The organism is Pseudomonas sp. A-RE-19 (genome assembly GCF_019956555.1).
Classification (GTDB): domain Bacteria; phylum Pseudomonadota; class Gammaproteobacteria; order Pseudomonadales; family Pseudomonadaceae; genus Aquipseudomonas.
On the sequence record NZ_JAHBDQ010000072.1, the window covers coordinates 185,684 to 212,164 of the forward strand.

Here is a 26,481-nt window from a genome sequence, read left to right on the forward strand (position 1 = left end):
ACAGAGGGCCGGACATATTCCCCTTTCGGGTCTTGTATTCGTCCACTCCCGGCATAACAGAGTTTTTTTGATGCCCACGGGGGAACCGTAGGCACAAAAAAGCCGCTTCTGTCGGGTGCGGTCAGTCCGCTGTGTGAGGTGTTTCTTAGGCACCGTTTGCAGGGTAGATGTATCGATATTGACGGTCAATGCTTTTGATCATATCCACTTGTAACTGTTGGTTGTGAGCGCGCTAACTTAAAAATTGAAAAGATTCAATGTATTTTTGTTTCTTGCTGCGTGTAGGTTTGAAATGGAATATGTAATTTTGTAACCAAGTATGGTACTCAAATATTTTTGGATCTTTTTTTATGTCGATTTCATTTTCAAGATAAACGGACTTCGCATTTTCATAAACTTGTCTCCAGTTGTCGGTGTCGACAATGTGAAGTTGGTAGTGCTCTCCGCACCGCAAAATCAAATTTTGCTCTATGAGTTGGTCAAGTTCTTGGCTTTGTGCCTGGCCTTGACTCTCGTTTTCAAGTTTTTCTATGACCGATTTATGAATAAGTACTCTTGGGAATAACGATTTAGACGATTCTAGATTGTATGCGTCTGTTAGTGCATGGCTGTACGTTATATGTTGGTTTTCAAAGTGCTTATTATAAGCTATGCCTCCTCTTATCAATAAGCCATTTTCCAAAAATCTAAGGTAAACATCTTTCGTTGCTTTTAAAAATCCTACTATGTTGGAGGAAGAACTCATAAAGAGTGAATCAGATATACTTTTGTGTCTTAGTGTTGCAAGGTCGATTTGCTCAAAGGCTCTATAGGATGTTATTAGTTTTTCTTTAAATACTTCGGTGCCGTTTTGTTCGTCCTTGCTTAAATAGTAGCGATAACCCATGACGTCCAAGAATGCAAAGTATGAGTAGGCCATCACTCAATAGCCTCGGTGATTTTTTGGATTTCGCTCCGATAAGCTTTTATTTTCTTTTCCCAAGGCGCCCAGACACTTCCATAAAACTGAATGCCACTTTTTGACGCTAGTGCTGAGTCAGACTGGGTAAGGTCAAAGATGGCTTTTCCTAGCATTTGAGAAACTGGGACAAGTTGTCCAAGGTTTTCAATTGAGCAAATTATAGGGTCGGAAATATTAGCTTTTATTCGTATTATTTTTGACCCCATAAGCTTGGATTTTATTTCGGTCTTTATTTTTTTTGACCATTTTTGATATGATTCTTTAATTAGGGATTTATGAACCTGAAAGTTTTGATTGATTAATCCACAAAATTCTGGTGAGCCGTAATTGCTTTCAATTCCGTATGGTTCTAGTGTGCTTAGTATTATTTTGTCGTGCTTTATCCAGTCTTCTATCAGTTTGGGTAGTGTATTGATTCCCAGATAGCAAAACCTGTCTGGTGTTACAGGTATAATAAATTTGTCAGATGCCAGGAAGGCAAGTCGAGTAATCGCGCCGGTGCTTGGGCCAAGATCAATCAGAATGTAGTCGAGGTCTAGCTCCTCGCCAAGATCTTTGATCAATCTTCGGAAACTAATGTAGGTGTTTTTTTCGTTTATGTTAGTCGTGATCGCTTGGTTTATGGATGCCCCGAAGTATGGTTCAGCTTGGGCGCTGAACTCTATGTCACCTCTAATTAAGAATAATTTTGAATAGATATTTGATTCTGCAAGCTCTATTGTTTTTACATCTATTCTTGCTGCTGCGCCATCCAGTCGTGGTCTAAATACGTCAAGTATTGAGTGGCCTGGCAGTTTTTTAGATGGATCATCAAAGTAGTCGGTGTCGTTAGCAAAAAATAATTCTGTAAGATTGCATTGAGAGTCGGCATCGATAAATAATACTTTTTTACCACTCTTTGAGAGATATGCACCAACGTTAAATAATGTAGTGGTTTTTGAAACGCCACCTTTATTGTTGTAGAAGGTGAGTGTTTTAGTGTCTTTTTTTATTTTCTTTGCTCTAGGCATTTTTTTGCTCCAGATGATAAAAAACCCCGCATGTGCGGGGCTTTTATTGAGCTCACCACAGTCCATGTAGGTAAGCTTTTATGTCATGGCGCTACGCCATCGTCAATCCCAGCTCAACGCCCCACCCGTCTGATACTCAATAACCCGCGTCTCAAAGAAATTCTTCTCTTTCTTCAAGTCCATAATCTCGCTCATCCAAGGGAACGGGTTAGTCGTCCCTGGATACTCTTCCTTCAAACCAATCTGCGACAACCGACGGTTAGCGATGAACTTCAGGTAATCCTCCATCATCGCCGCATTCATGCCCAACACCCCACGAGGCATGGTGTCACGAGCGTATTCGATCTCCAGCTGAGTACCTTGCAGAATCATCTGCGAAGCTTCTTCCTTCATTTCAGCATCCCACAAGTGCGGGTTTTCGATTTTGATCTGGTTGATCACGTCGATGCCGAAGTTCAGGTGCATGGATTCGTCGCGCAGGATGTACTGGAACTGCTCGGCGACGCCGGTCATTTTGTTGCGGCGGCCCATGGAGAGGATTTGGGTGAAGCCGCAGTAGAAGAAGATGCCTTCCAGAACGCAGTAGTAGGCGATCAGGTTGCGCAGCAGCTCTTTGTCGGTTTCGACGGTGCCGGTTTCGAACTTCGGATCGGAGATCGAACGGGTGTATTTCAGGCCCCAGGTGGCTTTTTTCGCGACCGATGGGATCTCGTGGTACATGTTGAAGATCTCGCCTTCATCCATGGCCAACGATTCGATGCAGTACTGGTAGGCGTGGGTGTGGATCGCCTCTTCGAAGGCCTGGCGCAGGATGTACTGGCGGCATTCCGGGTTGGTGATCAGGCGGTACACGGCCAGGACCAGGTTGTTGGCAACCAGGGAGTCGGCGGTGGAGAAGAAGCCGAGGTTGCGCATTACGATGCGGCGCTCGTCGTCGGTCAGGCCTTCCGGGTTTTTCCAGAGGGCGATGTCGGCGGTCATGTTGACTTCTTGCGGCATCCAGTGGTTTGCGCAGCCGTCCAGGTACTTCTGCCAGGCCCAGTCGTACTTGAACGGGACGAGCTGGTTGAGGTCGGCGCGGCAGTTGATCATGCGCTTTTCATCGACAGCTACACGGGCGGAGGCGCCTTCCAGTTCGGCGAGGCCTTCGGCGACGTCGAGGGAATCCAGGGCAGCCTTGGCGCGAGCGATCGCGGCGGAGTCCGTCGCGGTCACGGCGCGGGCCTCTTGAGCGGCGGCACCACCGGCGCTGTCGAGGCGGTCCATGTTGGCTTCAGAAGCGTGGCCGGCATTGGCGCCTTTTACAGCGACTTCGCCGTCATCTTCTTTGTCGAATTCGTCCCAGCTCAGCATGACGTGTCGTCTCCTGCGTGAGGGCCAGATTGCCCGTGTGAAAACTGATAGGTTGGTTTTTCACACAGCCGTTTCTGGCCGCGTTGGATCTAAAGGAAATGTAGCTTGCAGTAGTAAAACTATACGCACGCAATACATGGATTCTGTCGGAGCAAGCCGCCTAGACGCATTGTGGTAGGACGTATTGCCCACCAGCCGCATGGGGCTTGGCTTACCGAGGGTTGAGACCCGTATGAGAATATTTTACGGCCGAATCAACGGCGGTGAGTATAGAGACTTTTGATGAGGTTTCAGATCGTTTTTTTTGATCCGATTGCCGCACCTGTGGAAAGAGGCAGGAGGAGACGACGTGAGGCTAGCGTGTGCTGGGCCTGAAGGCAGGAGAGGCACCAAAAATGTATTTCGTCAGTTTTTTCTAGCTGTAAATGACTAAGCCCGACCGAAGTCGGGCTGTGAGGTCGCGTTCAGTTTTCAGCTGTAACGAGATGCACCTACGCGGTCAGAACCATCAGCAGCGACTTTGGCAGCGCCAGTGTGATCGAAGCCGTCAGCCGCGAAAGAGGCCGAACCGGTGTGGTCGTAACCGTCAGAAGCGACAGCTGCTTCTGTGGTGAAAGCAGACGAGCCAGTGCGGTCGTAGCCGTCGGCGGCGAAGGTGTTGGCAGCCAGGACGGAGAGGGTCAGGGCGAGGATCAGTTTGGTTTTCATGGTAGTGGCTCCAGGTTCGTTGGCGTTTTGTGCCTTGGGTGTGGAATTCATGCTACGCCAACAATTTTGATTAAAAAGCGCAAATAAATGCTAAAAGTAATCGTATTTATCGATATAAGGCCCGGCGCTTCATCTGCCTTTAAAGCGGGCGGATGGGTCGAGCCTTGGAGATAAAAGGGGTGGATCAGCCGTTAGAGCAGCCGTTACCCATGACGCTGTAGCGCAGAATATGCCGCTGACCTTTGGAGTCGTCGTATTCCATTTTCACCGGAACTACTTCGCAGACATTCGGGATTTCGCTCATCGATATAACTTTGGCGATGTCCAGGTGGGTGGAGTAGGTGTAATCCTCAATGGCGGGTTTTTGCTGTGCGACATCAGTCGGAACCTCGTCTGCCATGGCGGTTGCGCACAGACTGCTGAGGGCCAGAACCAATAAAGCTTTCATTTCAGTTTTACCTTTCTAAGGTCGAGTGGGGTCACGCAATCTTTTTGGGATTGCGTGTGGAGCTTTAATAAAGAGTCTTGGATTAACTGCCTTCGTGGGGGCTGCAACTGGGTTAATCACAATGCCGTGTTGGCGAGGCTGATTTTAGGCCTGGGGGTGGCGTGCATATAGCCGTGCTTTTGATAAACACCTTTGGCAAATTTGGTAACAATCATCGCGACCCCGCCGATTCCCACCGCGCGATCACAGGTGTACCCGGCTTTTTGTAGGAGCTGCCGAAGGCTGCGATCTTTTGACTTTAAAAGAGCCGAAGATCAAAAGATCGCAGGCTTCGCCAGCTCCTACGGGGTGCGTACATCCGCGCGATCACAGGTGTACCCGGCTTTTTGTAGGAGCTGCCGAAGGCTGCGATCTTTTGACTTTAAAAGAGCGCAGATCAAAAGATCGCAGCTCTTACGGGGGCCGTGAAGAGCCGGGCTTGAGCCCCTCGTCGCGGTATAGCCACATTATGTAGGGGCTTGTTACTACCATCGTCGAATGGTTCTATAGGCGCGGCCCGGCTACAACTGGGGTCATACAAAAACAACTATTCCACCGAGGTAAGAAAGATGAGTGCGGCTTCTTTGTATCCCGTTCGTCCCGAGGTAGCAGCCAACACGCTGACTGACGAGGCCACCTATAAGGCCATGTACCAGCAGTCGGTCGTCAACCCGGACGGCTTCTGGCGCGAACAAGCCAAGCGCCTCGACTGGATCAAGCCTTTCACCACGGTGAAGCAGACGTCCTTCGATGATCACCATGTCGACATCAAATGGTTCGCCGACGGCACGCTGAACGTTTCCTACAACTGCCTCGACCGTCATCTGGCCGAGCGCGGTGATCAAATCGCGATCATTTGGGAAGGGGATGACCCTGCCGAAAGTCGCAACATCACTTACCGCGAGCTGCACGAACAAGTCTGCAAGTTCGCCAACGCCTTGCGCGGCCAGGACGTGCATCGCGGTGACGTGGTGACGATCTATATGCCGATGATCCCCGAAGCCGTGGTCGCCATGCTGGCCTGCACCCGGATCGGCGCGATTCACTCGGTGGTGTTCGGCGGTTTCTCGCCGGAAGCCCTGGCTGGTCGCATCATCGACTGCAAATCCAAAGTGGTGATCACCGCCGATGAAGGCATTCGTGCCGGCAAGAAAATCCCGCTGAAGACCAACGTCGACGATGCGCTGACCAACCCGGAAACCAGCAGCATTCAGAAAGTCATCGTGTGCAAGCGCACCGGTGGCGACATCAAGTGGAACCAGCATCGCGACATCTGGTACGAAGACCTGATGAAAGTGGCGGGCAGTGTGTGCGCGCCGAAAGAGATGGGCGCTGAAGAAGCGCTGTTCATCCTTTATACCTCCGGTTCCACTGGCAAGCCGAAGGGCGTGCAGCACACCACCGGCGGTTACCTGCTGTATGCGGCGATGACCCACGAGCGTGTGTTCGACTACCGTCCGGGCGAAATCTACTGGTGCACCGCCGACGTCGGTTGGGTCACCGGCCACACTTATATCGTTTACGGCCCGTTGGCCAATGGCGCGACCACGCTGCTGTTCGAAGGCGTGCCGAACTATCCGGACATCACCCGGGTGGCGAAGATCGTCGACAAGCACAAGGTCAACATCCTCTACACCGCGCCTACCGCGATCCGCGCGATGATGGCCTCGGGCACCGCCGCTGTTGAAGGCGCCGATGGCAGCAGCCTACGTCTGTTGGGTTCGGTCGGTGAGCCGATTAACCCGGAGGCGTGGGATTGGTACTACAAGAATGTCGGCCAATCCCGTTGCCCGATCGTCGACACCTGGTGGCAGACCGAAACCGGCGCGACCCTGATGAGCCCATTGCCGGGTGCTCACGCGCTGAAACCTGGCTCTGCGGCACGGCCGTTCTTCGGTGTGGTGCCAGCGCTGGTGGACAACCTGGGCAACATCATCGAAGGCGTTGCCGAGGGCAACCTGGTGATTCTCGATTCGTGGCCAGGCCAGGCGCGCACGCTGTATCGCGACCATGACCGCTTCGTCGACACCTATTTCAAGACGTTCCGTGGCATGTACTTCACCGGTGACGGTGCGCGTCGTGACGCGGACGGTTATTACTGGATCACCGGTCGCGTGGATGACGTGCTTAACGTTTCCGGGCACCGCATGGGCACCGCCGAGATCGAAAGCGCGATGGTCGCTCACCCGAAAGTCGCCGAAGCGGCGGTGGTGGGTGTGCCGCACGACATCAAAGGGCAGGGCATTTATGTCTACGTCACGTTGAATGCGGGCGAAGAGCCGAGCGAGCAACTGCGCCTGGAGCTGAAAAACTGGGTACGCAAAGAGATCGGTCCGATTGCTTCGCCTGATGTGATTCAGTGGGCACCGGGGCTGCCGAAAACCCGTTCGGGCAAGATCATGCGCCGGATTCTGCGCAAGATTGCGACGGCGGAATACGACGGGTTGGGTGATATTTCCACCCTGGCCGATCCGGGCGTGGTGCAACATTTGATTGATACGCACAAGACCATGAACGTCGCATAAGCGCCGATTCCTGAGTCATCGAAGCCCCACCAGGTGTTGAGCCTGGTGGGTTTTTTTATGCTTTGGATTTTTGTGTTGGTCGTTCTGTCCTCATCGCGAGCAGGCTCGCTCCCACATTTGGAATGCGTTCCCTGTGGGAGCGAGCCTGCTCGCGAAGGCGATCTGATAGGCAACACATAAACAACTACCAATAATTATCGGCTTCCCCCGTCGGCGCTTTCCCACTGTTACCCATCCCCCTTCAAGTAACTAAATGTGTAACCAAACGCCCGACAACGAGGCATTGGGAAACGCAAAGCCCCGTTTCAGGGCCTCCCAACCCGCCATGAAAAATAAGACACAACGCTGCGCTTGCCGGATTAGAAGGGTTTGCCAATAATAGGCCCGCAATTTGCAATATAGATCGGTTCACTGTCTTTTGCTCTTGCATGAAATTGCAAGGCTGTCAACGTGCCCAAGCGGCTTTCTCGGTGCATCTGTAATTTGTTGTCGCATTGAAGAAATATCGGCTTCGGGCCTGTCGTTAGAATGCCGATCACTCGCTCGTCGTTGCCTGCGTTGAAATCCATCGCAGTCATCCTAGGACGCAGCATCGCTTTTTCTGTTTAACCCATTCGCATATTGGGCTGTCGCTCACTCTGCCGTTTTTGCCCTTTACCGATGGAGTCCCAAGATGAAGAAACTTGTGCTGCTTGGCGCCCTGGCACTGTCCGTGCTGTCCCTGCCGACCTTCGCCGATGACAAGCCCGTAAAAATCGGTATCGAAGCAGCTTACCCACCGTTCGCCTCCAAAGCGCCGGATGGCAGCATCGTGGGTTTCGACTACGACATCGGCAACGCCCTGTGCGAAGAGATGAAAATCAAGTGCGTGTGGGTCGAGCAAGAATTCGACGGCCTGATCCCGGCACTCAAAGTGCGCAAGATCGACGCGATTCTGTCGTCCATGTCGATCACTGAAGACCGCAAGAAGTCTGTGGACTTCACCAACAAGTACTACAACACGCCGGCTCGCCTGGTCATGAAGGCCGGCACTCAGGTCAGCGACAATCTGACTGAGCTCAAGGGCAAGAACATCGGCGTGCAACGGGGTTCGATCCACGAGCGTTTCGCCCGCGAAGTCCTGGCCCCGCTGGGTGCCGAGATCAAGCCTTACGGTTCGCAGAACGAAATCTACCTCGACGTGGCCGCCGGTCGCCTCGACGGCACCGTGGCAGACGCGACCTTGCTGGATGACGGCTTCCTGAAAACCGACGCCGGCAAAGGTTTCGCCTTCGTGGGCCCGGCCTTCACCGACGTCAAATACTTCGGCGACGGCGTGGGTATCGCGGTTCGCAAGGGCGACGCACTGAAAGACAAGATCAACACCGCCATCGCGGCCATTCGCGCGAACGGCAAGTACAAGCAAATCCAGGACAAATACTTCGCCTTCGATATCTACGGCAAGTAATCGTCCCCGCAACACGTGCGAAATGGCGCAAGCAACAGGATCTCTGAGGTTTGCGCCATTTTTTCATCCCAACTTTCGAGGACCTGAATCATGTTGAAAGGCTACGGGGCTGTCATCCTCGATGGCGCATGGCTGACGCTTCAGCTCGCCTTGTCGTCCATGGCCCTGGCCATCGTTCTGGGACTGATCGGCGTTGCGCTGCGTCTGTCGCCGGTGCGCTGGCTGGCGTGGCTGGGCGATCTGTATTCCACGGTGATCCGCGGTATTCCCGATCTGGTGCTGATCCTGCTGATTTTCTACGGCGGCCAGGACCTGCTCAACCGCGTCGCGCCGATGCTCGGTTATGACGACTATATCGACCTGAACCCGTTGGCTGCCGGTATCGGCACCCTGGGCTTCATCTTCGGTGCGTACCTGTCGGAAACCTTTCGCGGCGCGTTCATGGCGATTCCCAAAGGTCAGGCAGAAGCCGGCATGGCGTACGGCATGAGCAGTTTTCAGGTGTTCTTCCGGGTGTTGGTGCCGCAGATGATTCGTCTGGCGATTCCGGGGTTTACCAACAACTGGCTGGTATTGACCAAGGCAACCGCACTGATTTCGGTGGTCGGTCTGCAAGACATGATGTTCAAGGCCAAGCAGGCGGCAGACGCTACCCGCGAGCCTTTCACCTTCTTCCTCGCAGTGGCGGCGATGTACCTGGTGATCACCAGCGTCTCGTTGCTGGCATTGCGTCACCTTGAGAAGCGCTACTCGGTAGGCGTAAGGGCGGCTGATCTATGATCTTCGACTACAACGTCATTTGGGAGGCCTTGCCGCTGTACTTCGGCGGCCTGGTGACCACCCTTAAATTGCTCGCGCTGTCGCTGTTTTTCGGTCTGTTGGCGGCGCTGCCGCTGGGGCTGATGCGCGTCTCCAAGCAGCCGATCGTCAACATGAGTGCCTGGCTGTTCACCTACGTGATCCGCGGCACGCCGATGCTGGTGCAGCTGTTTTTGATCTACTACGGTCTGGCGCAGTTCGAAGCGGTGCGGGAAAGCTTCCTCTGGCCATGGCTGTCCAGCGCCACGTTCTGTGCGTGCCTGGCTTTCGCCATCAACACCAGCGCCTACACCGCCGAAATCATCGCCGGCAGCCTGCGCGCCACGCCGAATGGCGAGATCGAAGCGGCCAAGGCCATGGGCATGTCGCGGGTCAAAATGTATAAGCGGATCCTGCTGCCATCGGCCCTGCGCCGGGCGTTGCCGCAGTACAGCAACGAAGTGATCATGATGCTGCAGACCACCAGTCTGGCGTCCATCGTGACCCTGATCGACATCACCGGTGCTGCGCGCACGGTCAACGCTCAGTTCTACTTGCCGTTCGAGGCCTACATCACCGCCGGCGTGTTCTACCTGTGCATGACGTTCATTCTGGTGCGCCTGTTCAAAATGGCCGAGCACCGCTGGCTGGGCTATCTGGCCCCGCGGAAGCACTGATATGGAACGCATTGATCATGTATTGCCGTGGAACCACCTGGGCAGCGAACGCCGGATTTCGGTGTTCCGCTTCGGAGCTGGCGAGCGCAAGGCCTACATTCAGGCCAGCCTGCACGCCGATGAACTGCCGGGGATGCGCACGGCCTGGGAGCTGAAAAAGCGCCTGACCGAACTCGAAGCCCAAGGCTTGCTCAACGGTGTGATCGAACTGGTGCCGGTGGCCAATCCACTGGGCCTGGGTCAACTGCTTCAGGGTAGTCATCAAGGGCGTTTCGAGGCCGGCAGCGGCAAGAACTTCAACCGGGATTTCGTCGAGCTGAGCGAGCCCGTGGCCGCTGAGCTCCAAGGGCATCTGGGTGACGATCCTCACGCCAATATCCGTTTGATCCGTGAAACCATGAGCGACGTGCTGGCTGCCTTGCCGCCTGCCGAGAGTCAGTTGCAAGGCATGCAGCGCATTTTGCTCAGCCATGCCTGCACCGCCGATGTGGTGCTGGACCTGCACTGCGATTGCGAAGCGGCGCTGCACATGTACGCTTTGCCGCAACATTGGCCGCATTGGCGTTCACTGGCCGCGCACTTGAACGTCAAGGTCGGTCTGCTGGCGGAAGATTCCGGCGGCAGCTCCTTTGATGAAGCGTGCTCGCTGCCATGGCTGCGTCTGTCGCGTCTGTTTCCTGATGCACAAATTCCACTGGCCTGTCTGGCGACAACCATCGAGTTGGGTGGCCAATCCGATACCGGTCGCCCAGAAGCGGTGGCTCACGCCGAAGGCATTCTGGCGTTCCTCGCGGAACAAGGCTTGATCAGCGGCGAATGGCCAGAACCCGCACAAGACGCTTGCGAAGGCATGCCGTTCGAAGGCACCGAATTGCTGTTCGCGCCGCATCCTGGCGTGGTGAGTTTTCTGCGTAAGCCCGGTGAGTGGGTCGACGCGGGCGATGAGATTTTTGAAGTGATCGATCCGTTATCGGATCGGGTCAGCACGGTGTGTGCTGGTACGTCCGGGGTGCTGTTTGCCATTGAACGGCTACGTTATGCCCAACCCGGTTTCTGGCTGGCCAAGGTGGCGGGGCGCGAAGCGCTGCGTCACGGGCGCTTGCTCAACGACTGACTGACTGTTTTTGTGAGAACCGACCGCATGTACAAACTTGAAGTCCAAGACCTGCATAAACGCTATGGCAGTCACGAAGTGCTCAAGGGCGTGTCCCTGAAAGCGGCAGCTGGCGATGTGATCAGCATCATCGGCTCCAGTGGCTCCGGCAAAAGTACTTTCCTGCGCTGCATCAACCTGCTGGAGCAGCCGCACGCGGGCAAGATTCTGCTCAACAACGAAGAGCTGAAACTGGTCGCCAACAAGGAAGGTGCGCTCAAGGCCGCCGACCCGAAACAGCTGCAACGCATGCGTTCGCGCCTGTCGATGGTGTTCCAGCATTTCAATCTGTGGTCGCACATGACCGCGATGGAAAACATCATGGAAGCGCCGGTCCACGTGCTCGGTATGTCCAAGGCCGAAGCCCGCGAAAAGGCCGAGCACTACCTGAACAAGGTCGGCGTGGCGCATCGTAAAGATGCTTACCCGGGCCACATGTCCGGCGGCGAGCAGCAGCGTGTGGCGATTGCCCGTGCGCTGGCGATGGAGCCTGAGGTGATGCTGTTCGACGAACCGACTTCGGCCCTCGACCCTGAGTTGGTCGGCGACGTGCTGAAAGTCATGCAGGCCCTGGCGCAGGAAGGCCGGACCATGGTGGTGGTAACGCACGAAATGGGCTTTGCCCGTGAAGTGTCGAACCAGCTGGTGTTCCTGCACAAAGGCGTCGTCGAAGAAAGCGGCAATCCGCGCGAAGTGCTGGTCAATCCGCAGTCTGAACGTTTGCAACAATTTTTGTCCGGCAGCTTGAAATAATCAGGACTGCCGTTGTGCACATGGATAGTGCATGCTTCGCAATCTAGAGGCTGGCCTCGATCCCTTGTGGAGGCTGGCTTGTCGGCCCTCCTGTAGGCGCTGCCGAAGGCTGCGATCTTTTGATCTTGATTTTTCAAATCAAAAGATCGCAGCCTCGTTTCACTCGACAGCTCCTACAGGGGGCGAGCAAGCCAGCTCCCACATTTGATTTTTTGTCGGTTTTGAAATTTGTGTTCATTTACGGGCTAGCCTTGGCCCATGCCTTCATTCTGTTTTTCGTTTCGGATTGCCCGCCATGACTGCCCATCGAATTGGTTTCCTGATTTGGCCCAGCACTAAAGCTCTGACGCTTGCGCTGGCTGAGGAGGCCTTGCGTGTTGCCCAGCGTGTGCACCCGGACGTTGTTTACGAATTGTCGTTTTTGCAGGCCGAACCGCCGACCGAAGGCGCCTGGCAATTGCCGGGTGAGCCGTGGGCCGGCAAGCTCGAAAACTTCCAGAAGCTGTTCCTGCTCGCTGACGAACCGCCGACCGCACTGGCGCCAGCGCTCAGCAGTGGGCTGAAACAACTGGTGCGTGCCGGTTGTGTGATCGGCGGTTTGTCGGCCGGTGTTTACCCCTTGGCACAATTGGGTTTGCTCGACGGTTATCGCGCTGCCGTGCATTGGCGCTGGCAGGACGATTTCGCCGAGCGCTTCCCGAAAGTGATTGCCACCAGTCATTTGTTCGACTGGGATCGTGATCGCCTCACCGCGTGCGGCGGCATGTCGGTACTCGACTTGCTGTTGGCGGTGCTGGCCCGTGATCACGGCGCCGAACTGGCCGGCGCGGTGTCGGAAGAACTCGTCGTCGAACGCATCCGTGAAGGCGGCGAGCGCCAACGCATTCCGTTGCAGAACCGCTTGGGTTCCAGTCATCCGAAGCTCACCCAAGCGGTGTTGCTGATGGAAGCCAACATCGAAGAACCCCTGACCACCGACGAAATCGCCCAGCATGTGTGCGTATCGCGGCGGCAGCTGGAGCGGATCTTCAAGCAATACCTCAACCGTGTGCCGAGCCAGTACTACCTGGAATTGCGCCTGAACAAGGCCCGGCAGATGTTGATGCAAACCAGCAAGTCGATCATCCAGATCGGCCTGTCCTGTGGCTTCTCTTCGGGGCCGCATTTCTCCAGCGCCTACCGCAACTTCTTCGGCGCCACGCCGCGGGAAGATCGCAATCAGCGGCGCAGCAGCAGCCCGTTCGAGTTATCGTCGGTGCCGCCGGAGCGCGGTTGACCCTATCGTTAATTCTGGCGTCGACTACTCATCGGCGTCAGAGCCTCCGGACGACGACACTTCCATTTCCGCTTGATCAATGACCGCATCGGCGTCGAAATCAACGCCTGTCTGCCTGAAATAATGGATCAGCGTTTGTACACTTTCCGCTGACAGCGGATTGCCCCTCAGATTGACGCCCTCGGCGATCTCCAGCGGCAATTCCAGAATATCGGCGGGAATGTGGGTGATCGCGTTTGCGCTCAGATCCACGGTGTCCAGGGATCTGAGTTGCAACAACCCCGATGGCAATTCGGTAATGCCGGTGTTGTTCAGCAACAGGGTCGTGAGATGGGGCATCTGGCTTACGTCTGGTGCGACACCCAGTGGGTTGTCGCTCAGGTCCAGATACTCAAGCCGCTCCATCTGTGCCAGTTCCAGTGCACTTTGCGCTGTCAGGGTGAGTTGGCAATCGGTCATCGACAATGAAGTCAGATTGCCCATTCTGAAGATCGGCTCGGGAAGGGTCTGTTCTCGATAGTTGCGGATGGTCAGCTCCTTGAGGCGAGGAAAACGCTCCAGAAAACGCCCGACACCTGTGGTCAGTCCATCATCGCTGTGTAAATACAGCAGCGAGACGTGACTGAAGTCTGCCCGCATTGCCGGCAGGTCGCCGGTAATGATGTTGGTCAGGGTCAGCTCATAGGTGGGCTGAAGCTGCTGATTAAAGTCGTCCAGCTCGGTTTGCCGGCGCCAGCAACGTTCCACCGTCCGTTTGAATTCGTCCCGGATCGTGTGTTCCTCGAGCAACTCTTGTGCGGTCAATGGGGCGCCGCTCACCGGGTGCACCGCCGGGACATTCGCTGTCCAGGCTGACAGATCGTGGCCGAGTGCGATGAGTTCGGTTTCCAGGCGCGTGATCTCCACACTGCCATCGGCTAGCGTGCCGGGCAGTAGATAGACGAACTCACTGGCTTCTTCCTGATCCAGGCGCGGGTATAGCGCTTGCACCCGGTTGATATCTGCCTGTTCGGCAAACACCCCGAAGTCCTGACGTGTGTTACTGAAATGGCTTTTTATGCGTTCGCGAGTGGCGGCCGAAAGTGGGTTGTCGCCCAGATCGAAGCCATCTCTGACGGTGGTGGGGAGATCGAAGAGTGCGGCGGGCAGTTCCTGGATGTGATTGTCATTGAGCAGAGCCGTTCGAAGATGTGGGCGCGTCAACAAACCGGGAGGGATGCCGGAAATACCGGTGTCCGACACGTCGATGTAGTTCAGCAGCGGCATATTCTCGACAGTGGGGTTGAACCCCAGCGGGTTTTTGTACAGGTCCAGAGTCGTCAGTTTGTTCAGCGCTGACAGGGAGGCGTGGCTCTCTGGTGTGAGGGTGATGGCGCAGTCGCTGAGAATCAGTTCGGTAAGGTTTGGCGATTGCACAATGGCGTGCGGAAGCTGATTCAGCCTGAAGCCGCGCAAGGCCAAGCGACGCAAGTTCGAGAATCCTCGCAAAAAATCATGCATCCCGCGTGTGGCGGTATGGCCGTCCAGCGACAGGGCTGTCACATGACTGAAACCCTCGCCGAGCACCGGAAGCTCGCCCAGTATCGGTTGGGAAAAACGCAATTCGACAACAGGATTCTCTTCTGTGGGCGTAGAGGCCTGTTGGCGCCAGCAATCGAACAATTCGTCTACCAGGCGTCGGCGATTCTGCTGCTGAATGCGAAATTGATCAGGGGTGACTCTGGTTTGGGTATCGGGCACGAACAGCGGAATTTCGTGACGCCACAGATACAGCTCTTTACGGTATCTGGCGTGTTCGGCCATGAACCGGCTCAGCTCTGCCCGCGGGCCAGTCGGGTGCCGTTGCAAGCGCTCCACAAAGGCTTGCAGTTCCTCGACCGATAACTGGGGAAATAGCGCGTGGGCGCGGGCCTGTAAGGTTGGCGTACCGGACTCTGCGCGATGGTAGCCATCTATGCCACCGAGCAAGCGCATGACGGTCGGATCGTAGGTGGGCTTCAGAATGAGGTGTTGCGCCAGCACCGATTGCAGTTCATCGCGGCTCAGGGCATGTGTGCGAATCAGCTGGTTGAGTTTTTCACCTTCGCCAATGTGGAGGCCCAGCGCCGAGCGCTCGCTGTCCGGTAGCGCCTGCAACAGATCCAGATAGAACGTGCTCGCATCGCCGAGCTCAAGGCCGGCATCGTCATAAGCTTGATAGCTGCCATCTTCGTTCAGAACGAGCACTTTACGGATGGGCGCATCGGCATTGCCGACCCTGTCGAGCAGGTGTCCCCCATGGGCGTATTCGCGGATTTCCAGGCGTAGTTGCCCCGACCAGCCAGGCAGTCGTTCCAAGGTGTGCAGGGCCAGTCGATCGGTGTCGAGGTTGTTGGCGCTTGAGCGGATCTCCAGCCCTTCGTATGCCCGGGTGATCCTGACTTGCAAGCGGGCTTCCCGGGTGAGCTGTTCGAGGCGCTTGGACAGGGTGCCGCGCTCAAGTTGTTGCAGCTCTTGATCGCTGGCGGTTTGCAGCAAGGCGTCTGCCACGCCGCTCGGCAAACCGTGTTCGGCGTCGATGAGCTTTTGCGTCAGCCGGGAGGTGGTGCGATCGAGTTGGCGATATCGATGGTCAAACAGGGTTTCTCGCTTGCTCTCCGCGAGTGCTTTCAGTGCCCTGCGCAATGTGCGGGCACGGCTGTCCAGGCTGGGAGAGGGGGCGCCGAAGGATTCACCCATCAGTGTTCTGGTTTCGGTTTCCCCCAGGTTCAGCAATAGCGTTTTAATCAGGTCGCCATTGCCGAGATGCGCTTGAGTGATTTGCACCACGGGTTGATCGACGGCCCCACCTTCCCAAAGGGTTTGTGCTTGGTTGTCGACCAGCCGCAGTCCTTTGTCGGCGGGCCAATAGCCGTTATCGCAGAGCAACTCCAGTTGTGTAATGGGGTCGGCGTTCAGGTAGTCGTTCGGCTGTTCGCTGCCGATTCGCTCGATGAAGGTCTGGATGTCTTGATCGATCTTGAAGCGCTTCAGCGTGTCGGCGAGCAGCGCAGGCACCTGGCTGGTTTCCACATGCATCTTGCGCAAGGCATTCTCGTGGCAGCCGCTGATCTGGAGCATTCGCTCTCGCACCGATGGAGCGAAGCGTTCCATGTCAGGGCCGATGCGGCGTAGCACGGTGGATTGATCCCAGCTCAGCGGCTGGTCGAGTTCGGTCTGCCAGGCACCGGCACCATTGTGTTTGAGTACGGGCTTATAGGCTTCAGGACGGTTCGGGTGATCGATGCGGTGCTCACCGGTCACGGAATCCTGGCTGACGGCGTAGGGTTTGTCGTCCAGTGACAACAGGGTTTTGCCGTTGTGGCGGTACAACCCGAGCGTATCGGGTCTGGCGTCATGGGGCAGTGTGCCTGGCTGTTCATAGGCGCTCAGATCCGGCTTCCAGTAGCGGCGTTCTCCCGTGGGTGTTTTGACCGCATGAAACCGGTCGATGAACTGAACGATTTCGAGCGGCAACAGTGCGCGAAACTCGCCCGCTGCCACGACGCCACCGGCAGCAAAGGTGCCCAGTTGCACCGCCGACTCAACCACGCCCATGAAATGCTCGAAGGCTTCGGTCGTCAGGCCTTCTGCCCAGTCGACGATGCTTTCAAAGGTTTCATCGAGCAACTGGTACGCCATGTAGGCCAACATCAGTTCGCCGAGAAACGGCACGAATGGCAGCGCGACGAACGCGACGATGTTGATCAGTGCAGAGGCGATTTCACTGAAGGAGTCCCATAACGCCCATCGAGCCTTTTGGTCGACCGTTGCGGTGGACACTGCAATGACTCGTGCGTCGTTGAGTATTTTGTCGAGTTTGCGTCGGTAGAGATGGACCCACAGGTCGCCATTGATCGGCGTCGCCGCTATCTGGAGGTTGGCTCGGTGGCCGGGGTTTTCTCTCCAGGTGGGGCGCGCATCGCCGGGTTGAACCGGTTGCCAGGTGATGGGGGCAAGTCGATCCTTCAATTGCCCGAAGAAATGCCCCCGGTCCTGATGATCGATAAAGCGACTGAAGAAGGTCTGGTAGTCCTGTGTGCGCAGGCGCTGAATCAGTTCCTGGGCAAATGCGGCGGTGGAGGGATACTCCTTGATCGGGTGCTTGGGGTCGTCAGGAATATAAGCCACTACCCGGGTCGCTTCGCGCACGAGCTCAAGCTTCGGGCCGAACAGCACAATACCGGTCAGGCGGGCGTTCATGAGGGTCAGTTCGTGACAGAACCACGATTGGCCGTGCAAGCCATCGCTGATGCTCTGGATCAGCCGCTGAGTATCGGCACCGACGCAGCTTTGCAGCTTTGCCATGTGCAGGGCGGCGGCGAGTGCCGCCTTCTGGCTGTCGCGTATTCGGGGTTGCAGGAGGCTGGCGACGACTGGGTTGCTGATACCCAGATTGTCTTCGAGGTATTTCTTATAACGCTCGCCAATATCCAGTTCCCGGCACAGGCGGGTAAACGCTGTGATCGGCATCGTGCTCAGGACGTGCCGCAGTTCATTGAATTGTCCGGTGGGCGAGGGCGGGCTGATGTAGGTCGAGGCGGTCTCGAACGCATCGTCGCGGGTTTCGGCGATTTCGAAGTTGTGCAGGGCCGCGTCCAGCAGCGACACCGTCCAGATGCGTGCCGCGCCTGACTTCAGCCGCAGCCACGGGATATGAGCGGGAATATAAAGACGCAAAAAGGTTTGGTGGACGTTCAGCTCCAGACCGAAGCGCTCCTTCAGCGCTGCAACCAGCAAGGGTTCGGCAAAGGCGCTGGCATTTTTCAGCTTGGCCAGGGACTGATCGACGCTGTTCTGTGCTTGCCAGTGCAAGGCATTGAGTGTGCGCAATTGGGCGTGCTGGCTGCGGGATGCGTTGTTGAGTCCAGCCGGCAAACGGGGTTTGGCCCTGCGCAAGGCTTCGCGCTTTTGCGGGGTTGCCTGCGTCAGCCAATGGGGGATGACACTCATCAGATGCTGGTAATGGGTGTCCCTGTTGAAGGGGGGCATCGGATCGAGATGGACAGCGTCCGGGTTTTCGTTAGTAAGGCTCATGACGGTTGCCGTTGCGTTGAGAAGGCCTCAGAAAACACCATGAGCGCCAGCGACGTGCGGTACATATATACCGCCACCGTAAAATCCGGATGAGTAAGATCCTCGCAACCTGCCGCAAACCCCGCAGGCAGTTTAAACTGCGCCTTTGCGACCCTATATGTCGCATTGCCGTAAACCCGGGCAAAACCTGTGTTTGCGCTATAAGAAGTTGTCGCTTGGCGGCAAGGCCGGGCTGAAAACTGTCCTTACAATCCTCACCAAGCTCGCCAGTTTCAGGCGAGTGTTCCTCTTCAGGAGACTCCGATGTCCGTTGAGCACGCTGCGGTAGACCGCGCCGATTTCGACCAGGTAATGGTTCCCAACTACGCGCCAGCCGCTTTCATTCCTGTGCGTGGTGCCGGTTCCCGCGTCTGGGACCAGTCCGGCCGCGAGCTGATCGACTTCGCCGGCGGGATTGCCGTTAACGTATTGGGCCACGCACACCCGGCGCTGGTCGGTGCCTTGACCGAGCAGGCGAACAAGCTGTGGCACGTGTCCAACGTGTTCACCAATGAGCCGGCCCTGCGCCTGGCCCATAAGCTGATCGACGCGACCTTTGCCGAGCGTGTGTTCTTTTGCAACTCCGGCGCCGAAGCCAACGAGGCCGCCTTCAAGCTGGCCCGTCGCGTGGCCCATGACCGTTTCGGTACCGAGAAATACGAAATCGTTGCCGCGCTCAACAGCTTCCACGGCCGTACCCTGTTCACCGTGAACGTCGGTGGCCAGTCGAAGTACTCCGACGGTTTCGGTCCGAAGATCACCGGCATCACCCACGTGCCTTACAACGATCTGGCCGCGCTCAAAGCCGCTGTTTCCGACAAGACCTGTGCGATTGTTCTGGAGCCGATCCAGGGCGAAGGCGGCGTATTGCCGGCCGAGCTGTCTTACCTGCAAGGCGCTCGTGAACTGTGCGACGCACACAACGCGCTGCTGATCTTCGACGAAGTCCAGACCGGCATGGGCCGCAGCGGCAAGCTGTTCGCCTATCAGCATTACGGCGTGACCCCGGACATCCTGACCAGTGCCAAGAGCCTGGGCGGCGGTTTCCCGATCGCGGCCATGCTGACCACCGAAGACCTGGCCAAACACCTGGTCGTCGGCACCCACGGCACCACGTATGGCGGTAACCCGCTGGCGTGCGCTGTCGCTGAAGCGGTGATCGACGTGGTCAATACCCCCGAAGTGCTGAACGGCGTCAATGCCAAGCACGACAAGTTCAAGACCCGTCTTGAGCTGATCGGCGAGAAGTACGGCATCTTCACTCAGGTTCGTGGTTTGGGCCTGTTGCTCGGTTGCGTGCTGAGCGATGCCTGGAAGGGCAAGGCCAAAGACATCTTCAACGCCGCCGAGCGTGAAGGCCTGATGATCCTGCAAGCCGGCCCGGATGTGATTCGTTTCGCGCCAAGCCTGGTGGTTGAAGACGCCGATATCGATGCCGGCCTGGACCGTTTCGAACGCGCCGTGGCCAAGCTGACGCAAGCCTGATAGTCCCTTCGACGCCTGAACTGTTCAGGCGTCGAATCAATTTTTGTTCCAGGCTTGATCAACTGTGGGAGCGAGCCTGCTCGCGATGAGGGCCTGATAGCCAACATCCTTGTTGCCTGACAGGGCGCAATCGCGAGCAGGCTCGCTCCCACAGTGTCTCAATGCTCGGCCTGGATTATTTTTCCTCTGTGAATTTTTTCGAGAAAGGAGTGACACCATGCTGGTGATGCGCCCCGCGCAAATGGCTGATCTGGGCGAGGTACAGCGTCTGGCTGCGGACAGCCCGATTGGTGTCACTTCCTTGCCGGATGACGTTGAACGCCTGAGCGACAAGATCGCGGCAAGCGAAGCCTCGTTCGCTGCCGAAGTCAGCTTCAACGGTGAAGAGAGCTATTTCTTCGTCCTCGAAGACACCACCACCGGCAAACTGGTCGGTTGTTCGGCCATCGTTGCCTCGGCCGGTTATTCCGAGCCGTTCTACAGCTTTCGTAACGAAACGTTCGTGCACGCCTCCCGCGAGCTGAAGATTCACAACAAGATCCACGTGCTCTCTCAGTGCCACGACCTGACCGGCAACAGCTTGCTGACCAGTTTCTACGTGCAACGCGAGCTGGTGGGTTCGCCTTGGGCAGAGCTCAACTCCCGTGGTCGCCTGTTGTTCGTGGCCAGTCATCCGGAGCGCTTTGCCGATTCGGTGGTGACCGAGATCGTCGGCTACAGCGACGAAAATGGCGACTCGCCGTTCTGGGATGCCATCGGTCGTAACTTCTTCGACCTCAACTACGCCGAAGCCGAGCGTCTGTGCGGCCTGAAAAGCCGTACGTTCCTGGCCGAGCTGATGCCGCATTACCCGATCTATGTGCCGTTGCTGCCGGACTCCGCTCAAGAGGCGATGGGCCAGGTGCACCCACGGGCGCAGATCACTTTCGACATCCTGATGCGCGAAGGCTTCGAGACCGATCACTACATCGACATTTTCGACGGTGGCCCGACCCTGCATGCCCGCGTCTCGGGGATCCGTTCGATTGCCCAGAGCCGTGTGGTCCCGGTGAAAATCGGTGAGCCGGTCAAAGGCGCCGGTCGTCAATATCTGGTGGCCAATGCCCAGTTGCAGGATTACCGCGCTGTTTTGCTTGAGCTCGATTACGCGCCGGGCAAACCCGTGACCCTGGATCTTGAAGCGGCCGAAGCCCTGGGCGTCGGCGAAGGTGCCAGCGTGCGCCTGGTGGCGGTTTAACGCCTGCTGCTATGCCTATAAAGAGTGAATGCTGAGTAAAGCAGCGAGTTTCACGGGTGGCGTTAGCGGCCCGTTTGAGGAGATAGCATGATCGTTCGTCCCGTACGCAGCAGCGATTTACCCGCTCTGATCGACCTGGCCCGCAGCACCGGTACCGGCCTGACCACCTTGCCGGCCAACGAAGAACGTCTGGCCCATCGGGTCGGCTGGGCCGAGAAGACTTTCCGCGGCGAAGCCGGGCGCGGTGATGCGGACTACCTGTTCGTGCTCGAAGACGACAATGGCCGCGTGGTAGGTATTTCCGCCATTGCCGGCGCCGTCGGCCTGCGTGAGCCTTGGTACAACTTCCGGGTCGGTCTGACGGTCAGCGCCTCGCAAGAGTTGAACATTTACCGCGAAATTCCGACGCTGTTCCTGGCCAACGACCTGACCGGCAACTCTGAACTGTGCTCGCTGTTCCTGCACGCCGATTTCCGCAGTGGCCTCAACGGCCGCATGCTGTCCAAGGCGCGGATGCTGTTCATCGCCGAGTTCCCGCAGCTGTTCGGTAACAAGATCATTGCTGAAATGCGCGGTGTGTCTGATGAAGCCGGGCGTTCGCCATTCTGGGAAAGCCTGGGTCGGCATTTCTTCAAGATGGAATTCAGCCAGGCCGATTACCTCACCGGCGTGGGCAACAAGGCGTTCATCGCCGAACTGATGCCGAAATTCCCGCTGTACACCTGCTTCCTGTCGCCAGACGCGCGCAACGTGATTGGCCAGGTTCACCCGGACACCGAGCCGGCGCTGGCGATGCTCAAGAGCGAAGGCTTCAGCTATCAAGGCTACGTCGACATCTTCGACGCCGGCCCGGCGATCGAGTGCGAAACCGCCAAGATCCGCGCGGTGCGCGACAGCCAGGCGCTGGTGCTGGCCATCGGCACCCCGGGTGACGACGCCACGCCATTCCTGATTCATAACCGCAAGCGCGAAGACTGCCGGATCACTGCCGCGCCAGCACGCTTCGCCGCCGGTACTTTGGTGGTCGATCCGCTGACCGCCAAGCGTCTTCAACTCAACGCTGGCGATCAAGTGCGCGCCGTTCCGTTGTCCGCTGCTCGGGAGTCGAAATAATGAATTCGCTATACATCGCCGGTGAATGGCTGGCCGGTCAGGGTGAAACCTTTCAATCGGTAAACCCGGTGACCCAGCAAGTGCTGTGGACCGGCGAAGGCGCCACGGTCGGTCAGGTCGAGTCGGCTGTGCAAGCCGCGCGTCAGGCATTCCCGGGCTGGGCCCGTCGCACCCTGGAAGAACGCATCAGCGTGCTGGAGGCCTTTGCCGCTGCGCTGAAGAATCATGCTGACGAACTGGCTCGCACCATCGGCGAAGAAACCGGTAAACCCCTGTGGGAAGCGGCGACTGAAGTCACCAGCATGGTCAACAAGATTGCGATCTCGGTGCAGAGCTACCGCGAACGTACCGGCGAGAAGAGCGGCCCGCTGGGCGACGCCACCGCGGTATTGCGCCATAAACCACACGGTGTGGTGGCGGTGTTTGGTCCTTACAACTTCCCCGGCCACCTGCCGAACGGTCACATCGTGCCGGCGCTGCTGGCCGGTAACAGTGTGCTGTTCAAACCCAGCGAACTGACCCCGAAAGTTGCCGAGCTGACAGTCAAGTGCTGGATCGAAGCCGGTCTGCCGGCCGGCGTGCTGAACCTGCTGCAAGGTGCTCGCGAAACCGGTATTGCCCTGGCGGCGAATCCGGGTATCGACGGTCTGTTCTTCACCGGTTCCAGCCGCACCGGCAATCATCTGCACAAGCAGTTTTCCGGTCGTCCAGACAAAATCCTCGCGTTGGAAATGGGCGGCAACAACCCGCTGGTGGTGGATCAGGTCGCGGACCTCGATGCCGCCGTTTACACCATCATTCAGTCGGCGTTCATTTCTGCCGGTCAGCGTTGCACCTGTGCCCGCCGCTTGCTGGTGCCACAAGGCGCCTGGGGCGACACGCTGCTGGCGCGTCTGGTTGCGGTCAGCTCGACGATTGAGGTCGGTGCGTTCGATCAGCAACCGGCGCCGTTCATGGGCTCGGTGATTTCCCTCGGCGCTGCGAAAGCGCTGATGGATGCGCAAGCCCATTTGCTGGCCAACGGCGCCGTGGCGCTGTTGGAAATGACTCAGCCTCAAGCCCAGGCAGCCTTGCTGACCCCGGGTATTCTGGACGTGACGGCGGTAGCCGATCGCCCGGACGAAGAGCTGTTCGGTCCGCTGCTGCAAGTGATCCGCTACGCTGATTTTGAAGCGGCGATCGCTGAAGCCAACGACACCGACTATGGCCTGGCGGCCGGTTTGCTGTCGGATTCCGAAGCGCGTTATCAGCAGTTCTGGCTGGAAAGCCGCGCCGGTATCGTCAACTGGAACAAGCAGCTGACTGGTGCTGCGAGCAGCGCGCCGTTCGGCGGTGTCGGTGCCTCGGGTAACCATCGCGCCAGCGCCTACTACGCCGCAGACTACTGCGCGTACCCGGTGGCCTCGCTGGAAACCCCGAGCCTGACCTTGCCGACGGCACTGACCCCGGGCGTGCGCATGTCGTAAGACCGCTTTCGCGGGCAAGCCTCGCTCCTACAAGGTTGTGCAAAACCTGTAGGAGCGAGGCTTGCCCGCGAAGGCCGCAACCCGGTCTTACTAATGGTTACTTGATGCCTATAACAACAGATTCTCGTGGAGCCTCGCTGATGAAATCCTATGAAGTCAATTTTGACGGTCTAGTGGGGCCGACCCATAACTACGGCGGCCTGTCCTACGGCAACGTCGCGTCCCAGAGCAACAGCCAGCAATCTTCGAACCCGAAGGAAGCTGCGCTGCAAGGCCTGGCGAAGATGAAAGCACTGATGGAAATGGGCTTTCAGCAAGGCGTGTTAGCGCCACAAGAACGTCCGGACGTCGCCGCACTGCGCCGCCTGGGTTTCAGCGGCACCGACGCCCAGGTGATCGAGCAAGCCGCCAAGCAGGCCATGCCACTGTTGGTTGCCAACTGTTCAGCGTCGAGCATGTGGGTCGCCAACGCCGCCACTGTCAGCCCGAGCGCCGACACCGCGGATGGCCGCGTGCACTTCACCGCCGCCAACCTGAACTGCAAATACCACCGCAGCATCGAGCACCCGACCACCAGTCGCGTACTGGGAGCGATGTTCGCCGATCAGCAGCACTTCGCGCACCACGCCGCATTGCCGGCCGTGGCGCAGTTTGGTGATGAGGGCGCGGCCAACCACACCCGTTTCTGCCGTGACTACGGTGAAGCCGGCGTCGAGTTTTTCGTGTTCGGCCGTAGCGCGTTCGACACCCGTTACCCGGCACCGCAGAAGTACCCGGCGCGCCAGACCCTCGAAGCCTCCCAAGCGGTCGCGCGTTTGCACGGTCTGAGCGATGACGGAGTGGTTTATGCCCAGCAGAACCCTTCGGTGATCGATCAGGGTGTGTTCCACAACGATGTGATCGCGGTGGGTAACGGCGAGGTGTTGTTCTATCACGAGGATGCCTTCCTCGACACCGACCGAATGCTCGCTGAGCTGCAAGGCAAACTCGCCAAAGTCGGTGGGAAATTTCAGTCGATCTGCGTACCGCGTTCCGCGGTCACCGTGGAAGACGCCGTTCGTTCCTACCTGTTCAATAGCCAGCTGCTGTCGCGTCCTGACGGTTCCATGCTGTTGATCGTGCCGGAAGAATGCCGTGGCAATGAGCGCGTCTGGCAGTACCTGCAAGGCCTGACCAGCTCTGGCGGCCTGATCCGCGAAGTGAAAGTTTTCGATCTCAAGCAGAGCATGCAGAATGGTGGTGGCCCGGCTTGCCTGCGGTTGCGCGTCGCACTCAACGAAACCGAGCTGGCGGCCGTCAACCAAGGGGTTATCATGACGGCACCGTTGTACGGCACATTGACCGAATGGGTCGACAAGCACTATCGCGACCGCATGACCGAAAACGATCTGGCGGACCCGCAATTGCTGCTTGAGTGCCGGACGGCACTGGATGAACTGACGCAAATCCTTAAACTGGGCGCGGTTTATCCATTCCAGATCAATTGAACGTCGGCGCATTCTTGAATTGAATGCGCCGCGCTATCTCCAGACGAGAGCGTAAAACATGAGCGATACCCTGCAGCTGATCCTTGAAGACACCGACGGCACGCAACTGGAAACTTCCTGCACCCGCGTCGCGGTCATGTGGCAAGGCAAAGAGCTGTGGATCCAGCAGGACGGCCGTGGCCAACTGCTGATCGGCGTGGACGTCGAAGAGGGTGACGCTGAATACGCCAACCTGCTGCTGCGCCCATTGGCGACTAATCTGGTAAGTCTGCAACTGGAGATGGAACCGGCTGAAATCGGTGATGATGAGGACCACGTACACGGCCCGGATTGCAATCACGACCACTAAGGAAACCGCTCTATGCTCGCCCTCGGCAAACTGCTTGAACTGACCCTCGCCGGCCGCGAACCGGCGGAGAAGACTCAACTGACTGTCGAAGGCGTGCGCATGCGCTGGTTGAGCGAAGGTGCGCTGGAAGTCCGGCCACCCGAGGCTCGCGACAACGGCCTGGACCTGCTGCTGTCGGCAGGCATCCATGGCAACGAAACAGCGCCGATCGAGTTGCTCGATCGCCTGTTGCATGACATCGCCCGCGGTGACTTGAAGCCGCGCGCACGTATTCTGTTCCTGTTCGGCAACCCGGAAGCGATTCGCAAAGGCGAGCGTTTCATCGAACAGGACGTCAACCGGCTGTTCAACGGCCGTCACGAACAAAGCAGCGGCTCAGAAGCCTTGCGCGCGTGTGAGCTGGAGCGGCTGGCGGCGAGTTTCTTCAGCCTCCCGGACCGCAGCCGTTTGCACTACGACCTGCACACGGCGATTCGCGGCTCGAAGATTGAGCAATTCGCGTTGTACCCCTGGAAAGAAGATCGACAGCATTCCCGTCAGGAACTGGCTCGCCTGCGCGCCGCTGGCATGGAAGCGGTGCTGCTGCAAAACAAGCCGTCCATCGTGTTCAGCTCGTATACCTATGACAAGCTCGGTGCCGAGTCCTTCACCCTCGAACTGGGCAAGGCAAGACCGTTTGGACAGAACGATGGGGTCAACGTCAGCCTGCTTGAAGCCCGCCTGAAGCAGATCATCGAAGGCACCGAGCCGGCAATGACCGATGAAGGGCTGGAAGGCTTGCAGCTGTTCAGCGTCGCGCGGGAAGTCATCAAGCACAGCGATAGCTTCCGCTTGAACCTGCCGGCAGACATTGAAAACTTTTCGGAGTTGAAAGTGGGGTATGTGCTGGCCGAGGATATCGCCAATACCCGCTGGGTCATTGAAGAGAAGGGCGCCCGGATCATCTTCCCGAACCCCAAGGTCAAGAACGGCCTGCGCGCCGGCATCCTGATCGTGCCGACCACCGACGAAAACCTGGCTTAAGCACAACACATAATAAATGTGGGAGCGGGCTTGCTCGCGAAAGCGGACTGACAGTCAACAAATGCGTTGAATGTTAAAC

General features: G+C 57.4%; 21 protein-coding genes. 14 read left to right on the forward strand and 7 right to left on the reverse strand.

Going from position 1 to position 26,481, the window contains the following annotated elements:
- Nucleotides 1-232: 232 nt before the first annotated feature.
- From KGB14_RS28325 to KGB14_RS28345, 5 genes are all read right to left on the reverse strand, one after another.
- Entirely contained in the window at nucleotides 233-919 is a 687-nt protein-coding gene (locus tag KGB14_RS28325; protein WP_223491020.1) for a hypothetical protein, read from the reverse strand.
- Nucleotides 919-1,971 (reverse strand): ParA family protein, encoded by a 1,053-nt coding sequence (locus tag KGB14_RS28330; RefSeq protein WP_223491022.1) that lies wholly within the window; start codon nucleotides 1,969-1,971, stop codon nucleotides 919-921. Before KGB14_RS28330 ends, KGB14_RS28325 begins: the two co-directional genes overlap by 1 nt.
- 102 nt (nucleotides 1,972-2,073) lie before the next feature.
- Nucleotides 2,074-3,324, reverse strand: coding sequence for a ribonucleotide-diphosphate reductase subunit beta (locus KGB14_RS28335; RefSeq protein ID WP_007934889.1), 1,251 nt, complete (start codon nucleotides 3,322-3,324; stop codon nucleotides 2,074-2,076).
- Between the two features lie 471 nt (nucleotides 3,325-3,795).
- The gene (locus KGB14_RS28340) at nucleotides 3,796-4,032 is read right to left on the reverse strand and encodes a hypothetical protein (protein WP_223491024.1); all 237 of its coding nucleotides are present in this window, start codon (nucleotides 4,030-4,032) and stop codon (nucleotides 3,796-3,798) included.
- Nucleotides 4,033-4,216: 184 nt separating this feature from the next.
- A complete protein-coding gene (locus KGB14_RS28345; RefSeq protein ID WP_223491027.1) occupies nucleotides 4,217-4,480 on the reverse strand; it encodes a DUF2790 domain-containing protein in 264 nt (87 codons plus the stop codon).
- A gap of 608 nt (nucleotides 4,481-5,088) precedes the next feature.
- On the opposite strand from KGB14_RS28345, the gene acs reads away from it, so the two are divergent.
- Complete coding sequence (gene acs, locus KGB14_RS28350) at nucleotides 5,089-7,044, forward strand: acetate--CoA ligase (protein WP_223491029.1); 1,956 nt, start codon at nucleotides 5,089-5,091, stop codon at nucleotides 7,042-7,044.
- A gap of 359 nt (nucleotides 7,045-7,403) precedes the next feature.
- On the opposite strand, the gene KGB14_RS28355 is transcribed toward acs, so the two are convergent.
- Nucleotides 7,404-7,613, reverse strand: a complete 210-nt coding sequence (locus KGB14_RS28355) for a hypothetical protein (protein WP_223491031.1) — start codon at nucleotides 7,611-7,613, stop codon at nucleotides 7,404-7,406.
- 104 nt (nucleotides 7,614-7,717) lie between these two features.
- Here KGB14_RS28355 and KGB14_RS28360 point away from each other — a divergent pair, with 104 nt between their 5' ends.
- From KGB14_RS28360 to argR, 6 genes are all read left to right on the forward strand, one after another.
- Nucleotides 7,718-8,491 (forward strand): ABC transporter substrate-binding protein, encoded by a 774-nt coding sequence (locus tag KGB14_RS28360; protein WP_223491034.1) that lies wholly within the window; start codon nucleotides 7,718-7,720, stop codon nucleotides 8,489-8,491.
- 90 nt (nucleotides 8,492-8,581) lie between these two features.
- The gene (locus tag KGB14_RS28365) at nucleotides 8,582-9,271 is read left to right on the forward strand and encodes an ABC transporter permease (protein ID WP_007951063.1); all 690 of its coding nucleotides are present in this window, start codon (nucleotides 8,582-8,584) and stop codon (nucleotides 9,269-9,271) included.
- Entirely contained in the window at nucleotides 9,268-9,966 is a 699-nt protein-coding gene (locus KGB14_RS28370) for an ABC transporter permease (protein ID WP_223491035.1), read from the forward strand. The genes KGB14_RS28365 and KGB14_RS28370 overlap by 4 nt, the downstream gene beginning before the upstream one ends.
- A 1-nt stretch (nucleotide 9,967) precedes the next feature.
- Nucleotides 9,968-11,080, forward strand: a complete 1,113-nt coding sequence (locus KGB14_RS28375; RefSeq protein ID WP_223491037.1) for a M14 family metallopeptidase — start codon at nucleotides 9,968-9,970, stop codon at nucleotides 11,078-11,080.
- Nucleotides 11,081-11,107: 27 nt separating this feature from the next.
- On the forward strand, nucleotides 11,108-11,872 hold the full coding sequence (locus KGB14_RS28380; protein WP_223491046.1) for an ABC transporter ATP-binding protein: 765 nt from the start codon (nucleotides 11,108-11,110) through the stop codon (nucleotides 11,870-11,872).
- A 295-nt stretch (nucleotides 11,873-12,167) separates the two neighbouring features.
- Nucleotides 12,168-13,148, forward strand: a complete 981-nt coding sequence (gene argR / locus KGB14_RS28385; RefSeq protein WP_223491055.1) for a transcriptional regulator ArgR — start codon at nucleotides 12,168-12,170, stop codon at nucleotides 13,146-13,148.
- Nucleotides 13,149-13,172: 24 nt separating this feature from the next.
- Here argR and KGB14_RS28390 read toward each other — a convergent pair whose 3' ends face one another.
- Nucleotides 13,173-18,203 (reverse strand): leucine-rich repeat domain-containing protein, encoded by a 5,031-nt coding sequence (locus KGB14_RS28390; protein ID WP_223491057.1) that lies wholly within the window; start codon nucleotides 18,201-18,203, stop codon nucleotides 13,173-13,175.
- Nucleotides 18,204-18,506: 303 nt separating this feature from the next.
- On the opposite strand from KGB14_RS28390, the gene KGB14_RS28395 reads away from it, so the two are divergent.
- From KGB14_RS28395 to astE, 7 genes are all read left to right on the forward strand, one after another.
- Nucleotides 18,507-19,727 (forward strand): aspartate aminotransferase family protein, encoded by a 1,221-nt coding sequence (locus tag KGB14_RS28395; RefSeq protein ID WP_223491059.1) that lies wholly within the window; start codon nucleotides 18,507-18,509, stop codon nucleotides 19,725-19,727.
- A gap of 217 nt (nucleotides 19,728-19,944) precedes the next feature.
- Nucleotides 19,945-20,964: an arginine/ornithine succinyltransferase subunit alpha gene (gene aruF / locus KGB14_RS28400; RefSeq protein WP_223491061.1), complete on the forward strand. Its 1,020-nt coding sequence runs from the start codon at nucleotides 19,945-19,947 to the stop codon at nucleotides 20,962-20,964.
- Between the two features lie 87 nt (nucleotides 20,965-21,051).
- Entirely contained in the window at nucleotides 21,052-22,077 is a 1,026-nt protein-coding gene (gene astA / locus KGB14_RS28405; RefSeq protein WP_223491063.1) for an arginine N-succinyltransferase, read from the forward strand.
- On the forward strand, nucleotides 22,074-23,543 hold the full coding sequence (gene astD, locus KGB14_RS28410; protein ID WP_223491074.1) for a succinylglutamate-semialdehyde dehydrogenase: 1,470 nt from the start codon (nucleotides 22,074-22,076) through the stop codon (nucleotides 23,541-23,543). Before astA ends, astD begins: the two co-directional genes overlap by 4 nt.
- Nucleotides 23,544-23,683: 140 nt before the next feature.
- On the forward strand, nucleotides 23,684-25,030 hold the full coding sequence (astB, locus tag KGB14_RS28415; RefSeq protein WP_223491065.1) for an N-succinylarginine dihydrolase: 1,347 nt from the start codon (nucleotides 23,684-23,686) through the stop codon (nucleotides 25,028-25,030).
- Between the two features lie 58 nt (nucleotides 25,031-25,088).
- Nucleotides 25,089-25,379: a hypothetical protein gene (locus KGB14_RS28420; RefSeq protein ID WP_034151456.1), complete on the forward strand. Its 291-nt coding sequence runs from the start codon at nucleotides 25,089-25,091 to the stop codon at nucleotides 25,377-25,379.
- 12 nt (nucleotides 25,380-25,391) lie between these two features.
- A complete protein-coding gene (astE, locus tag KGB14_RS28425; protein WP_223491067.1) occupies nucleotides 25,392-26,402 on the forward strand; it encodes a succinylglutamate desuccinylase in 1,011 nt (336 codons plus the stop codon).
- Nucleotides 26,403-26,481: the final 79 nt, after the last annotated feature.

Coding starts and splice junctions, on each gene's coding strand:
- KGB14_RS28325 (WP_223491020.1), bottom strand. CDS start 919: ATGGCCTACTCATACTTTGCATTCTTGGACGTCATGGGTTATCGCTAC.
- KGB14_RS28330 (WP_223491022.1), bottom strand. CDS start 1,971: ATGCCTAGAGCAAAGAAAATAAAAAAAGACACTAAAACACTCACCTTC.
- KGB14_RS28335 (WP_007934889.1), bottom strand. CDS start 3,324: ATGCTGAGCTGGGACGAATTCGACAAAGAAGATGACGGCGAAGTCGCT.
- KGB14_RS28340 (WP_223491024.1), bottom strand. CDS start 4,032: ATGAAAACCAAACTGATCCTCGCCCTGACCCTCTCCGTCCTGGCTGCC.
- KGB14_RS28345 (WP_223491027.1), bottom strand. CDS start 4,480: ATGAAAGCTTTATTGGTTCTGGCCCTCAGCAGTCTGTGCGCAACCGCC.
- acs (WP_223491029.1), top strand. CDS start 5,089: ATGAGTGCGGCTTCTTTGTATCCCGTTCGTCCCGAGGTAGCAGCCAAC.
- KGB14_RS28355 (WP_223491031.1), bottom strand. CDS start 7,613: ATGGATTTCAACGCAGGCAACGACGAGCGAGTGATCGGCATTCTAACG.
- KGB14_RS28360 (WP_223491034.1), top strand. CDS start 7,718: ATGAAGAAACTTGTGCTGCTTGGCGCCCTGGCACTGTCCGTGCTGTCC.
- KGB14_RS28365 (WP_007951063.1), top strand. CDS start 8,582: ATGTTGAAAGGCTACGGGGCTGTCATCCTCGATGGCGCATGGCTGACG.
- KGB14_RS28370 (WP_223491035.1), top strand. CDS start 9,268: ATGATCTTCGACTACAACGTCATTTGGGAGGCCTTGCCGCTGTACTTC.
- KGB14_RS28375 (WP_223491037.1), top strand. CDS start 9,968: ATGGAACGCATTGATCATGTATTGCCGTGGAACCACCTGGGCAGCGAA.
- KGB14_RS28380 (WP_223491046.1), top strand. CDS start 11,108: ATGTACAAACTTGAAGTCCAAGACCTGCATAAACGCTATGGCAGTCAC.
- argR (WP_223491055.1), top strand. CDS start 12,168: ATGACTGCCCATCGAATTGGTTTCCTGATTTGGCCCAGCACTAAAGCT.
- KGB14_RS28390 (WP_223491057.1), bottom strand. CDS start 18,203: ATGAGCCTTACTAACGAAAACCCGGACGCTGTCCATCTCGATCCGATG.
- KGB14_RS28395 (WP_223491059.1), top strand. CDS start 18,507: ATGTCCGTTGAGCACGCTGCGGTAGACCGCGCCGATTTCGACCAGGTA.
- aruF (WP_223491061.1), top strand. CDS start 19,945: ATGCTGGTGATGCGCCCCGCGCAAATGGCTGATCTGGGCGAGGTACAG.
- astA (WP_223491063.1), top strand. CDS start 21,052: ATGATCGTTCGTCCCGTACGCAGCAGCGATTTACCCGCTCTGATCGAC.
- astB (WP_223491065.1), top strand. CDS start 23,684: ATGAAATCCTATGAAGTCAATTTTGACGGTCTAGTGGGGCCGACCCAT.
- KGB14_RS28420 (WP_034151456.1), top strand. CDS start 25,089: ATGAGCGATACCCTGCAGCTGATCCTTGAAGACACCGACGGCACGCAA.
- astE (WP_223491067.1), top strand. CDS start 25,392: ATGCTCGCCCTCGGCAAACTGCTTGAACTGACCCTCGCCGGCCGCGAA.